Origin of the sequence: Leptolyngbya sp. FACHB-60, assembly GCF_014695775.1 — a bacterium.
Taxonomy (GTDB): Bacteria; Cyanobacteriota; Cyanobacteriia; order Phormidesmidales; family Phormidesmidaceae; genus Nodosilinea.
Genome location: NZ_JACJOX010000020.1, coordinates 180953 through 193772, shown reverse-complemented (window position 1 = coordinate 193772; position 12820 = coordinate 180953). Strand labels below are relative to the sequence as shown.

Annotated in this window: 12 protein-coding genes and 1 pseudogene; 4 read left to right on the top strand and 9 right to left on the bottom strand. The window is 56.6% G+C overall.

The window, feature by feature from the left end:
• Window positions 1–192: 192 nt before the first annotated feature.
• Together H6F57_RS28290 and hpxO are read right to left on the bottom strand one after the other, a co-directional pair.
• A pseudogene (locus H6F57_RS28290) lies at window positions 193–315 on the bottom strand (Uma2 family endonuclease); the annotation flags it as partial.
• A 38-nt stretch (window positions 316–353) separates the two neighbouring features.
• The gene (hpxO, locus tag H6F57_RS07845) at window positions 354–1514 is read right to left on the bottom strand and encodes an FAD-dependent urate hydroxylase HpxO (RefSeq protein WP_190625713.1); all 1161 of its coding nucleotides are present in this window, start codon (window positions 1512–1514) and stop codon (window positions 354–356) included.
• 308 nt (window positions 1515–1822) lie between these two features.
• On the opposite strand from hpxO, the gene H6F57_RS07840 reads away from it, so the two are divergent.
• Window positions 1823–2032, top strand: coding sequence for a hypothetical protein (locus tag H6F57_RS07840; RefSeq protein ID WP_190625712.1), 210 nt, complete (start codon window positions 1823–1825; stop codon window positions 2030–2032).
• Here H6F57_RS07840 and H6F57_RS07835 read toward each other — a convergent pair.
• Window positions 2029–3981: a tetratricopeptide repeat protein gene (locus tag H6F57_RS07835; protein WP_190625711.1), complete on the bottom strand. Its 1953-nt coding sequence runs from the start codon at window positions 3979–3981 to the stop codon at window positions 2029–2031. The two genes, H6F57_RS07840 and H6F57_RS07835, sit on opposite strands and share 4 nt — an antisense overlap.
• Before the next feature lie 276 nt (window positions 3982–4257).
• Between H6F57_RS07835 and H6F57_RS07830 the strand changes: the two genes are divergently transcribed.
• Both H6F57_RS07830 and H6F57_RS07825 read left to right on the top strand, forming a co-directional pair.
• On the top strand, window positions 4258–4668 hold the full coding sequence (locus tag H6F57_RS07830) for a DCC1-like thiol-disulfide oxidoreductase family protein (RefSeq protein ID WP_190625710.1): 411 nt from the start codon (window positions 4258–4260) through the stop codon (window positions 4666–4668).
• A 90-nt stretch (window positions 4669–4758) separates the two neighbouring features.
• Window positions 4759–5154 carry a hypothetical protein gene (locus tag H6F57_RS07825; protein WP_190625709.1) on the top strand — a complete coding sequence of 132 codons (396 nt, stop codon included), beginning with the start codon at window positions 4759–4761 and terminating at the stop codon, window positions 5152–5154.
• Window positions 5155–5262: 108 nt separating this feature from the next.
• Here H6F57_RS07825 and H6F57_RS07820 read toward each other — a convergent pair whose 3' ends face one another.
• Window positions 5263–7554 carry a GAF domain-containing protein gene (locus H6F57_RS07820; protein WP_199289588.1) on the bottom strand — a complete coding sequence of 764 codons (2292 nt, stop codon included), beginning with the start codon at window positions 7552–7554 and terminating at the stop codon, window positions 5263–5265.
• Between the two features lie 296 nt (window positions 7555–7850).
• Here H6F57_RS07820 and ffh point away from each other — a divergent pair, with 296 nt between their 5' ends.
• Window positions 7851–9323 (top strand): signal recognition particle protein, encoded by a 1473-nt coding sequence (gene ffh, locus H6F57_RS07815; protein WP_190625708.1) that lies wholly within the window; start codon window positions 7851–7853, stop codon window positions 9321–9323.
• Here the strand turns inward: ffh and H6F57_RS07810 are convergent.
• The 5 genes from H6F57_RS07810 to H6F57_RS07790 form a co-directional block, all read right to left on the bottom strand.
• Complete coding sequence (locus H6F57_RS07810; RefSeq protein WP_313933566.1) at window positions 9320–10027, bottom strand: SDR family oxidoreductase; 708 nt, start codon at window positions 10025–10027, stop codon at window positions 9320–9322. The two genes, ffh and H6F57_RS07810, sit on opposite strands and share 4 nt — an antisense overlap.
• Window positions 10028–10040: 13 nt before the next feature.
• Window positions 10041–10691 (bottom strand): SDR family NAD(P)-dependent oxidoreductase, encoded by a 651-nt coding sequence (locus H6F57_RS07805; RefSeq protein ID WP_190625706.1) that lies wholly within the window; start codon window positions 10689–10691, stop codon window positions 10041–10043.
• Window positions 10692–10718: 27 nt separating this feature from the next.
• On the bottom strand, window positions 10719–11270 hold the full coding sequence (locus H6F57_RS07800; RefSeq protein WP_190625705.1) for an antibiotic biosynthesis monooxygenase: 552 nt from the start codon (window positions 11268–11270) through the stop codon (window positions 10719–10721).
• Window positions 11267–12166 carry an SMP-30/gluconolactonase/LRE family protein gene (locus H6F57_RS07795; protein WP_190625704.1) on the bottom strand — a complete coding sequence of 300 codons (900 nt, stop codon included), beginning with the start codon at window positions 12164–12166 and terminating at the stop codon, window positions 11267–11269. Before H6F57_RS07795 ends, H6F57_RS07800 begins: the two co-directional genes overlap by 4 nt.
• Window positions 12167–12330: 164 nt before the next feature.
• On the bottom strand, window positions 12331–12777 hold the full coding sequence (locus tag H6F57_RS07790; protein WP_190625703.1) for an ester cyclase: 447 nt from the start codon (window positions 12775–12777) through the stop codon (window positions 12331–12333).
• Window positions 12778–12820 lie beyond the last annotated feature (43 nt).

The following is a 12820-nucleotide window of genomic DNA, read 5'->3' as shown; positions in this document are numbered from 1 at the left end:
CAACGTCTCAAACCTTGGCTTGAGGTGTTTGCTATTCCTGGATTGCGTCATGGCTTGTATCGGCTGATGAATTGCATGCATCAGTTTCGGGCTAGTCCACTAGCTATTCAGGTGAAAGTTGCCTGAACAATCCTTTTTGCTTAACGAAAGTGACTAAAGAGGGATTATTACATAATCATGTTTTTGGAACTACTGAATCGATAGTGTAGTGCCGTTGTATACCCACACTTCTAAAACTCCCAAGTCAGCATAGGTCGTTAGTCGACCGTGAGACGCGCTAGTAACATCAATTTGAACCACCAGGTCCGGGGACGGAGCGGTCACTGCCGACAATTCAATATTCAAGGGCTATGTCAGCCCATGGGGCCAGCTAAAATTACCTTGGCCAGGGCGTCAATGACGGTTTCGGGCGGTTCTTGCTTGAGGTCGGTGTACCACTGCTGAGTGGCCTCGGGCACGTAGCCGTAGATGGTGCTAGTGCGCTTGCGGGCCTTAAGTACTAACTCGGTGGTGCGGTCTTTGCGGGCCGCCTCATAACGATTGAGGGCGTCGGCTACGCCGATATTGGTGGTGTGCAGGTAGCGGGTTAGCACCTCGGCGTCTTCGATGGCCTGACAGCCGCCCTGGCCTAGGGTAGGGGTGGTGGCGTGGGCTGAGTCGCCCAGTAGAGCAATGCGACCTTTCACAAGGTGCTCTAGCGGGTCGATATCGCCAATCTCTAGGCGATTGGTCTGCTCTGGGTCAAGGGCGTGAATGAGCTTTTGCACCGGCTCGGGCCAGCCCTGAAAGATTTTGGCCAATTCATCCTGGCGGTAGGTGGGCTCAACCTGGGTGCCCTCAACCATCGGTGCCCCAAAGAAAAAGTAAAAGCGATCGCCCCCAACCGGCATCATCGAAGCGCGCTTGCTATCACCCACGTAGAGCACCCACAGGTTTGGGTCGCACAGTTCAGGGTCAGCCTTGACCAGGCCATTCCAGTTGACGTAGCGGGCGTAGCGGCGATCGACCTGCCCTACCACATGGGCGCGAACTGCGGAATGAATGCCGTCGGCCCCTACTACCAGGTCGCCGCTAGCCCGCTCCCCATTCTCAAAAATGGCGGTGGCGCTGTATTCGTCCTGCTCAACGCCGGTACACAGCATGCCCAGGTGCACATCCTCAGGGCCAAAGGCTTCGAGCAGCATGGTTTGCAGGTCGGTGCGGGCCACGGGGTAGGGGCGCTGGCCCACCTGCTCAAACAGGGGGCGCAGGTCGACGTAGCTCAGGGATTCATCGGTGTGGCTGCGGTACTCCATGGCGTTCATCTCACCGCCAATAGCGGCCAGCTTTTCCCCCAGACCCAGGCGGTTGAGCACCTTGACCCCGTTCGACCAGAGCGAAATACCGGCACCGGCAGGCCGCAGTTCTTGGGCGCGATCGTAAATTTCGACCTGGTACCCTGCCTGCCGCATGGCGATGCCCGTGGTTAATCCACCAATGCCGGCTCCGATAATTACCACCTTCAGGTTGTACATGGGTCGCTCCTAACTGCTGGGATGGGTGGGACATGTTGCTGAGGCTGTGGCCTGCTGGGCAGAGCCTTAGATTTCATCGTCAATAGTTTTCACTACACGAATGAACTGTATACAGTGCACAGCGAGGCCGACTAGGTTAACAGCCGTGTCTAGGGCCGTCAACTGCCAAAGCGGGCTGAGCAGTATTTGTCCTCAACTTTAAGAACCCGCCCAATAGTTCACCAACTTGTTACTTTTGCTACATCGGAAATAGCTGGATTTTTCTTGGCCCCAGAGAAAAGGTAACTGTCCAGATTTGGCATACCATCATGTGGCATCGTTTCTCTGTAGTGTGGGCTATTGTTTTGGTCGGTGGTGTTGGTGGCTTGGGCTATGTGGTTCTGTCTCCGCAGACGGCTGTTGCCCCGTCATCTCCCGGGGTTGAGGCCGCTGAGGCTGACGTGGATACGGTGGCTGGCAGCTATGTTCAGGGTAAAAAACGGTCGGGCAGCGGGCGGCGACAGATGCGCGGCAGCTAGGGTTCGTCTCCCTGAATAGCCCGAAGCTTTTCTAGCTGATATTTGGCGTCGTCAAAGCAGCCCAGGCGGCTGACGTCGAGACAGGCGCTAGCCACGGTTTCTAAGTCGGCGATCGCGCTCTCAATATCCCCCAGCTCCGCATAGAGCAACCCCCGGTCGTAATAGGCAAAGGGATGGCTGGGATTGAGTTGAATCGTTTGGTTAAAGTCGACCATGGCTCCAGCGTAGTCACCCAGATCTTGGCGCGTCAAACCACGATTGTAGTAAGGCTCCGGGCTGCCCGCATTGATCTGAATTGCGATCGTAAAGTCTTGAATCGCCCCCTGAAAATCGTTGAGCCGCCGCTTGACTAGCCCTCGGTTTTCATAGGCCAGGCTGTTGCTGGGTCGTAGGTTGACGGCCTCGGTGCAGTCGTTGAGAGCGGCGGCGTGGTCTGCCAAGTTTGAACGCGATAGGCACCGATTCAAGTAGGCATCGGCCTTGCTTTCCGGGTCCTTGGCCAGGTTGATGGCGGCAGTGTAGTCTTGCAGGGCTCCGGTTTCATCCCCCAGCTCGGCTCGGGCATTACCCCGGTTGATGTGGGCATCAACGTAGGTGGTTTCGCGCTCTAGGGCATCGCCGTAGTCTGCGATCGCTCCCTGCAAATCGCCCAGGCGAAAGCGCAAATTGCCCCGTTGAAAGTACCAGGTGGCCGTGTCGGGGTCGTTTTGAATGGCGTTGGTCAGGTCTCTCAGGGCCTCCTCCGACTGCCCGTTTTCCCACAGCAGGGCAGAGCGCTGGGCAAGGGCCTTGGCGTGGTCAGGCTTTAAATCTATAGCCTGATTGAGGTAGTTGAGCGAGTCATTCTTTTGCCCCACCTGCTTAGCGGCTTCGGCCTGCTGGAGTAGGCCATTGACCGTCATACGTTGGGGAATGCGCAGCAAAAACACCCCTGCCACCGATAGCAGGGCGATCGCAGCTCCTGCGCCCAACCAAACTTTGGCCCGACGATCGCGGCGAGTGGGCCGGGGAAACGGGGGCGGTATTGACGATAACCGTTCTGGGTCCATGGCAAGGTTCTCTGAGGGCAGGGGGCTGGTGGGCTCGGCTAACGCTGCCGGCTCAGCGGGGCCAACCCGCTCAGCCAGGGCCAGCAAAATATCTTTGGCCTGGTGATACTGCGCCTCGGGCTGAGACGACACCATTTTGGTCAAAATGTCTTTGAGGGGGTTGCCCAGGGTTGAGCATTCGTCAAGTTGGAGCTTGATCTGGGCTAAAAAGTCATCCTGGTTAAGACGGGGAATCGCCTCGTTAGACAGGCCCGTAGCCATCTGCACAGCAATCATGCCTAGGGCAAAGTGGTCGGCGGCAAAGCGGGTGTACTGGCGGTGCTTGACCTGGGGCAAGTAGGCTGACTCAGCGGTGAGAACTGTGGAGCTATCGTTGTCTCCTAAGCTCGGCTCTGGGGCACCCGCATTTTGAATCAGGCCAAAATCTACCAGCACCAAGTGACCGCGATCGCGGTGGCGAATCAGATTGTTGGGGTGCAGGTTTTGGTGGGTGACGCCGTGACGCTGAATCAAGTCTAAAATGCCCAGGCTCTCGACTAAAAAGCGCAGTACCTCAGCCTCCAGCCTGGGTTTGCCCTCAGCTAATTCAGTCATGAGGGAGTGGCCTACGACATAGTCGCGCACCCAGTAAAAGTCTTGCCCCTCCTGCACTGTAGAAAGGTTTTTGGCGATCGCCGCGTGATCGCCCATGCGCCTGAGTAGGTTGACCCGCTTGGCCAGCAAATCGTTGAGAAATTTTAGGGTGATGGTGTTGTGAGCGGGCAGCTGCAAATGCTTAACAATGCACTTTGCCTTTGCCGGATCGCTATGATCGGTCATCAGGTAGGTCTTGGTATAGGCCTTAATACTGACAACTCGAATGAACTGAAACCGTCCATCGATCAGTCTTTTCACAACCATTAGTTTTTGCTGAGGTAAATGCACCGGCTAGGGCGTTGACCGCAACCCCAGGCCGTGGGTCATGGGTTAGCGTGCTGCCCGCTCTCATCGGTGCCCCGAAGTGGATACCTCAGAGACCTCAAACCCCTGGCTGAAGCCAGGGGCCATCCCCACAAAGAAAGTCAGATGTAGCGTCGATTTCAGGAAGAAAGCAGCGTGGGCTAATCTACCCCACGGCTGAAACTCAATCAGCAGATGGCTAAGATAATAAGGCGACCCATCAGCAGCAATACTACTATGTACTGTGTGATTTATGACGGTAACTGCAACCTCTGCGTCAGTCTAGTGCAGCTGCTGGAGTCGCTCGATCGCGGCACCCAGTTTCAGTACGTGCCCATGCAAGACGAGGCCACCCTGGCTCGCTACGGCATTAGTTCCCAAGACTGCGAAGCCGGCATGATTGTAATTGATCTGCAAGCCCCTGAGCGCCGCTGGCAGGGCAGTGATGCCGCTGAAGAAATCGGCCGTCTGCTGCCCCTGGGCAACCCCTTTATCCAAGCCTATCAAGCGCTGCCTGGAGCCAAAGCAGTAGGCGACTCAATCTACGCCTTAGTGCGCGATCGCCGCTACGAGCTATTTGGTAAGCGCCAGGCGCGCTACGACTCGGCCTACCCCCTCTGCGACGGAGATGGGTGTATCCACAGATGAGGGGTGCGACCCCCTATGGTTACTTTGGATACATCAAGGCAGCGGCTTACACGGGATTGGGCGTGCTGCTCCCTCGTTGTTGACCCAAGGATGACCATTATGAGCCTGCGATCGCAACTTGCCCTAGCCACCCTCAGCATTTTGGCCACCGCCGCCCTAGTCGCCACTGCCGCAGACGCCCGGCCCGACCAAGGCCGAGGGCAGCGTCCTCAGCCCAGCGCACTGGCGCAAGAAGCAGCACCCCAGGTTGACTCCCCCGCCGCTCCGGTAGAAACCCCTGAGGTCACGCTCGAAACCACCGAGTCTGTTCTCGTCGAATCGCTTGAAGTTGAGACTTCTGAACTTGAGGCTGCTGTAGTCAGCACCACAGCAGAGGAGCAGACTTTACCTCCCGGTCTGCAACGCCAGGCTGCCAGCGATCGCGGCCTGCCCCCTGGCCTTCAGCGCCGTGCGGACAGCGATCGTGGCCTACAACGCAGCCGATAGATCAGTTGGCGTTTAGGAACCGGGTGCCTGTTCAGTTGTCCAACGCATGAATGGATGACCCACAGGCACCTGGTTCCTTTTGGAGCTTATCTTCCGTGGCAACTGCTCCTACTCCGGGTTCACCCGTACCCGAGCAAACTTGAGGCCGCTGACCCCCTGGAGCGGTTCTACCGTGCCCTGCTCGATGTCGCCCGCCACAATGCCCTCGCGGTGCAGGTAGCGCAGGTAGCGCTCATACTCCTGCCACTCTTCGCTGGTCGAGTAGACCACCGTCAGCATGCCGGGTTGGGTAATGCGATTGCCCTTTTCTGCGTCACGGGCCTTATCAATGCGCTTTTTGACAATTTCGTAGCGGGTGTCGCGGGTGCCCCGCACATCAAACAGGCGCTCGGTAGATTCGTCGTGGACAATATCCACCGTGTAGCCCTGCACCAGCACCAGGTGGGTGATGGTCATGTCGGTGTCGTAGGCAGCCTTGAGAGAAAACCCCTTGCGAGCGCAGTCGCACACCGCCCGCAGCTGCTCGTAGCGTAGCGACTTCAGCTGAAACTCGGTAAAGTTGGGGTCAATGGCCTGCCCAGCATAGATCATGTGGTCAATGCCATCGGTGGCCTCCAGATCGCAGTAGTGGGGGGTGATTGCCTGCATCGACTGCTGCCACTGGGTCCAGGTCTCGCGCAGCAGCCCGTTGATGTGGCCAATGGTGTCGTCATACAGGGCGCGGGCGGCATAAACGCAGCCGTGGTTGGCGTCGATGGCGGCTTTGTACTGGGCGATCGCGGCCTCGGCCTCGGGGCTGTGTTGGGCAAAGTAGGCAAAATGCACCTCCACTTCCCCTTGCAGATAGCGCAGCAGCGTCACCTCAGAATCGACCGTCACTCCTTTCTCTAGCATGGCAATGTGGTCGGCCAGATCGAGGGCCAACTGCCCTACCAGAGCATTGTTAACGGCCCGGCCCGCCGATTCCACCACGGCCAGGGCGAGGCGAAACTGAGTTAGCAAATCCTGCTGAATTGTTCGGTTGCGCTCGTCTGAGGAACCGCGAATGTCAGAGATACCGTAGAGCGGGTAGACGTTCTCAAAGGCAATCTGAGCGGGGGGCAGCCCCAGACTCAGGCGCTCGGCCTCTTGCTCAAACCGCCACCGCACCGAAGGGTGAATGTTGTTGAAGCGGTCTTGCACACTGTGGCGCATAGCCGCCGTCAGCGCTGGAATCAGCGTCGTGGCGCGGCTGCAATCGGCCTGGTCAAAGGCGTAGGGTCTGGGGCTGGTGAGGCCTATGAGGCCCACCATCTGGGCCTTGCTGTCGCCCAGACGAGCGGTGCGCATCACTAGGGGAATCAGCATCAGCGATCGCACTCCCTGATGCAGCATCGCGGCCTCACAGGCAGTAGCGCAGTCGAGGCTAAGGTCGGGCACATTGACCACCTCGCGGTGCTCGGTAGCCCGCAAAAAGGTTGACCCCTGCAAGTCTGCGATGGCGTAGTTGGCAGTTTGCCACTCGGGCTGGTTGAGCTGGGTAAAGAGCTGAGCCTGGCTATTTTCGGCGCTCAGCAAAAAGCTGTCGTCAGCGCTAAACAGCTGCTTCATCAGCTCGTTAGCCTGCTCAAAGCGGCGGGTTCCCAGCACCGACTCGTGACCCACCAACAGTTCAATGAGCGCCTTGGAGGTCTCTCGCTCAGTGACGTCGATGCCCTCGATCAAAATCTGGCCGCTAGCGCTGTATTGGCCTAGCTTGAGGGCCGCAATCAGCTGCCTAAAGGCGGGTTCTTGGCCGAGCAGCTGGGTGGTTACCTGCTCGTGGCTGGGGGCCACGGGCCAGCAGTCAGCCAGGCTAGCCTGGAGTTCGGGGGCGATCGCCGTTATCTGCAAGCCCTCCGTCGCTGTGCGCAGCCGCAGCTCAATCTGGCGCATCTCGCCGGTTTCAGAGTCGGCCAGCGACACCACCAGCGGCTCGTGGAGCAGCCGCTGCGAGACCAAGTCATCTGCCCCGTAGACATAGCGCAGCACCGCATTCAAGAAATGCCGGCGAAACCGCTCCCGCAGACCCTTTTGATCCGCCGCTGAGAGCTGGTCAAAAAAGCTTAGGTCGAGGTGCCCCCCCTCAGCACGAATGCCTGTCAGGCGGCAAAAATATTGGTTGGCAAACAGCACCGAATGACCTTGGGTAGGACTGCTGGTCGCCGTCACCACATCCACCACCGCCATCACCAAGTGGCTATAGTTCTGAATTAGCTCTAGCCAGGGCAAGTTCGGTTGAGCGATCGCCTGATCAGGGGTCTCACCCTCCTGTCCACAGCCAGCGCGATCGCCCAAACTATACGAAATATCTATCAGTAGTCCCCCCTCAGGGGCAGCTATTCGATCAGTATCGATGCAGCGAGACGATTCATTTGCCATAGTTGCTCTTGACGTACCCTTACTAAAGTCTTACAGAGCAACCCGAAGAAATTCCGCAGCAGCCCTAACATCTTTGCGGAATCCTAGGAGTTTTTAGAGATGGGGTAAACCCTATCTCTGCAGCGCAACACCAGTTCTATTAACTGTGTAAGCCCATCTGGGGCTAGTTTTTTCGTTTATGTCTATGGTACCCAATCGCAGCGCGTCGTTCCCAACTGGGCTAGCTGCATTTCTGGTTGGAGCCTTCACCCTTTAGAATAGAATCTCCGCCTCAGGATTATTCTCTTCGTTAAACCATGTTTGAAGCCCTGTCTGATCGCCTTGAGTCTGCCTGGAAAAGCCTGCGTGGCCAGGACAAAATCAGCGAGTCTAACATCGACAGCGCCCTGCGCGAGGTGCGTCGCGCCCTGCTAGAGGCCGACGTCAACCTTCAGGTGATCAAAGACTTTATTGCCCAGGTCAAAGAAAACGCCCTGGGTATTGAGGTGGTCAAAGGGGTGAGCCCCGACCAGCAGTTCATCAAAGTGGTGAATGACGAGCTGGTACGGCTGATGGGCGACACCAATGCTCCCCTGGCCGACTCCCCGACTAAGCCCACCGTGGTGCTGATGGCGGGCCTTCAGGGTACGGGTAAAACTACCGCTACCGCCAAGCTGGCCCTGCACCTGCGCAAGGAAAACCGCAGCACATTGCTGGTAGCCACCGACGTCTACCGTCCTGCGGCAATCGATCAGCTGGTCACCCTCGGTAAGCAGATCGATGTGCCCGTGTTTGAGCTAGGCACCGACGCCAACCCGGTAGATATCGCTCGCCAGGGCATCGAGAAAGCTAAAGCCGACGGCGTTGACACCGTTATTGTCGACACCGCAGGTCGTTTGCAGATCGACCCCAAAATGATGGCCGAGCTGGCCGACATTAAAACCGCCATTCAGCCCGACGAAGTGCTGCTGGTGGTCGATGCCATGACTGGCCAGGAAGCCGCCAACCTCACCCGCACCTTCCACGACCAGATTGGCATTACTGGGGCTATTCTCACCAAAATGGATGGTGATGCCCGCGGTGGTGCGGCCCTGTCGGTGCGCCAGATCTCGGGTCAGCCGATCAAGTTCATCGGTGTGGGCGAAAAGGTAGAGGCCCTGCAACCCTTCTACCCCGATCGCATGGCCTCCCGCATTTTGGGCATGGGCGATGTGCTCACCCTGGTGGAAAGAGCTCAGGAATCGGTCGATATTGCCGACGCCGAAAAGCTGACGCAGAAAATTCTCGAAGCCGAGTTTGACTTCGACGACTTTCTCAAGCAGATGCGCTTTATGAAGAGCATGGGCTCGCTGGGCGGCATCATGAAGCTGATTCCCGGCATGGGTAAGCAAATCACGGGCGACATGCTAGAACAGGGCGAGGCCCAGCTCAAGCGCTGCGAAGCCATGATCAACTCCATGACCACACAGGAGCGCAAGCAGCCCAACCTGCTCTCTAGCTCCCCCAGCCGCCGCCGCCGCATCGCCAAAGGCTCGGGTCATCAAGAAAAAGACGTGGGCAAGCTAGTCAGCGACTTCACCAAAATGCGCACCATGATGCAGCAGATGGGTCGCGGCGGCGGCTTTCCCGGTATGGGTGGCATGCCCGGTATGGGTGGCGGCATGCCAGGTATGGGCGGCGGTATGCCAGGGCTACCGGGCATGGGCGGCGGGCCTCAGCCCGGCTTTCGCCCCCCCAGCAACAAAAAGCAGAAAAGTCAGAAGAAAAAGAAGGGCTTTGGCCAGCTTTAGGTTGGTTTAGACGTTTGCGATCGCTGCCACAGATTCAAGTCCGGCACATCCACGCTGGGCGGCAGGCTCAGCAGCCAGTCGATGGTGGCGGTGATGACCGTGATGGGAATGGGCGTCTGCGGGCCGAACCGACCTTCCTCAATGTCAAGCAAAACTTCCTCGGTGGCTATGTTGCCGGGGTTGATGACGGTGAAGCCGATATTTTGGCTACCCAGTGCCAGCCGTAGGGCCTGCACTGCGCCCCGGAGGCCAAACTTAGAGGCGGTGTTAGCCACTTCGACGGAAGGGCAGTTGTCTAAGCCGGAAAGGGCACCGATATAGATGGCTCTGGGGTTAGCGGCCTGGGAGAGGTTAGCGGCGAGCGATCGCGTGATCTCTATCGGGGCAATCGTGTTGACGCTGAGCACAAAGCGGGTTTCGGCGTCGGAACTGGCCAAAAAATCGTAGGCGTCGGTGAACGCCCCTGCCTCCCACACGCCGCCCATGAATAGCAGAGCATCAACAGGGGTGTCGCCGAGGGCAGCGGCGATCGCCTCTATCCCCTCAGGCCCAGAGATATCGGCCTGTACCCAGTGGCCAGCGACGGCAGGACTTCTGGAGACTGACCACACCCGATGCCCCTGATGGTCAAAATGCTGGGCGACTGCCGCACCAATGCCTCGGCTAGCGCCGACAACGACAATCGTTTTTAGATCGTGGCTCACGTTTCCCTGCGCCTTAGTAGAGGGTTTCGTAGTCTCCATTTTCGGCGATGTGGAGCTTCCAGTACTCTTCGGCGATCAGGTCGCTGTTGTATTTAGGGTCATCGCCGTTGACTGTGCCGCAGATGGTCACGGTACCTACCTTTATGGGCGAATCCTTCAGTGCTGCATGGAGGGTATTGGCCAGCACGCGAATCCCGGCTTTGCCAAGGGAAAGGGAAACAAAGTTGGGGTCGGGGTAGAGGGCGAACCCGCCACCAGTAAACAGCAGCGTGCCTTTTTGCTCAGTCTGCATAGCGGGAAGAATGGCCTGAACGCAGGCGATCGCCCCAGCTACATTGGCCCTAAAGTCGTTGACCAAGGTGTCGTAGCTGGTCTGCAATACGCTTTCCATGCGGGGCACGGCGGCATTGTAAATCAGCACCTCTGGCGTACCTAACTGCGTTTGCAGCGATTCAAACGCCGCTGTCAGCGCAGCCTCATCCCCCGCGTCGGCTAAGAAATAGTGAGCGGTGATGCCCTCGGTTTCTAAAGTGGCTTGGTAGCCTTTCAGCTTGTCTTCATTGCGGGCAATCATGGCGATCGCAAATCCTTCGCTGGCAAATCTGCGGGCGATCGCCATGCCGTTGCCTTCGCCCATACCTACAATGACGCACAACTCTGCCATAACTTTTCTCCTAGTTTGGGTGGGTAACTAAAGTTGGGGATAGAGCCAACCAGCCAATAGCTTGGTCAGTCTGGGCATGACCACGTAGGTCATTAAAGCCGTTGTGATGAACACTGCAATTAGCAACTGCACCAGCGGCGGAAATAGTGCTAACCAGGCCGTGGGCAGCAGCGCTAGCAGTCGGTTAATGGCGAAAATGGCCACTCCAGAAACCACGACCATCTTGTAACGAGCGGGAGGTTTCACGCCCGGTTTTGCAGGCAGCGTAAACCAGGTTTCTAACCCCGTAATAATTGAAAATGTGCCATCACTGACGGTGAGTTGTTTGGCTTCGCTCAAAAACCTTTGGCGAGCGGGCGAGCTTTCCCAGCGCTTCAAATTTTCTAGCCGATCAAACTTGAAGATAATGCGATATTCTGACGGGTTTTGTTCATTGGGCCGAAAGATCGAGGAGCCTAAATAGCCCTCAAAGGTGCTGGCGGTGCCGATGATTTTCTCTAGCAAAGTCTCAAACTCACGGTCTTTGCCGGGTCTGACGCTTTGCATTACATCTACTGTCACAGGAGGGTTACTAATCATGGCGTAACTCCCAATTGATGTACGCCGGTAACGCCCACCCCAAGCCGCACGATTTGGGCCGGCTCAACGCCCTCTGGTGGTGGCAAAAACATGCCCCCATTGTTGACGACATACAAATCCGTGCCGTAAAAGGCTACGGCGGTGCAGCCAGTGACTCCCTGCTCAGCCTGGGCAATGATCGTCGTTTTGCCACTGGGATCGATGCGCAGCACGCTGTTGTGAACATGGGTTGCCCCGTAGAGGTTGCCGTAGGCGTCAAAGGCAAAATCGTCAATGTTGGTGCCTGACACAAAAATCTCGGGCTCTCGGGGTGCCAAATTGTGGTCTAGGGGAATGCGCAGCAGCAGCTTTTGCTGAGTATTAGATACGTATAGAACATCGCCAAATCGCTTGAGCCCATTGGCGGCCGGAAAAGGATCATTGCTGTCGCTACGGGCCAGTAGCGGGTGCTCTAGCCAAATCTTAACGGTCTTAGTTGCCAGTTCAAAGAGCCAGATTGCTCCTCGGTAGGAGTCGGCCATGAGGTATAAGTCCGGGGCAATTGCTGTGATGCCATTGAGAAAAGCGCCCTCCGGAACAGTTTGCAGCGACTGAACCGTTCCTTGCGTTAGCGTTGCAATAAACGGCACACCCTCCGCAGTCCACCCGTTGACCAGGAGGCTGTCTGAGCCGGTGATAACAATGCCTGTGACTTTGCCATCAAACTTGGCATATTGAGTGAGGTTGTGATTGGTGTCGAGCTTAAAAATTTCTCCGGCTTCGTGGCTGGTGACAAAGATGTCGCCATTGGAGGCGATCGCCAGGTTTTCTAAAAACGTATTGACCGGAAAGGTTGCGAGAGATTGAGCTGGAGCTAGCTCAATGGGTGTATCGGCATAGAGATCTGGGAGGGCCATAGCTGTAGCGCAGAATAGAATGCAGTTCGGGCATTTCAAATATTGCTGGGTTGATGTTGGCGCATAACTAACAAATATTCATGTATCCTATCCGACAAAATCGAGCAATCCTTGATTTAGGCGATCGCTGGCTTCATAGAAGATGTTTGGCATTCTCTAAACAGTTAGGTGAGAATCAGAGGCGCTAACACGGGGGCCATCAGCATTTCAAACTCTAAATTTGTAGCGCTGACAATGTTTTCTACAATCTTGCCGTTGATAATGCGCATGACGTGGGTTTCGTGAAAGGTAATGACGCGAGCGCTTTTGGGAATGCCAAAATAGTCTTTCACGTGCTGCTGAAATGACTTAAAGCGCACCACGGCGCGATCGCCGGCGGCAAAACTATCTTCAATGACCAAGGGTTTTCCATCGGGAAAGGCCGCGTAGAAGTCAGAAAAAACCTGTGTGTATTCCTCAATACCATTAATTGGGCCACTGGGCTTGAGGCCAGTAGTTACCTGCACGTTTTTGTCGAGCAGTTCCGTCGCGATGCTTACATCGCCTTTTCCCAAAAATTGGGTAACAAAGCGATGGGCAATTGCTAAATTTTGGGCTTCTACGTCAGTCATGCTTTACTTCCCTTAACGCCTTAAGCCCACGATAGAGGCAGGA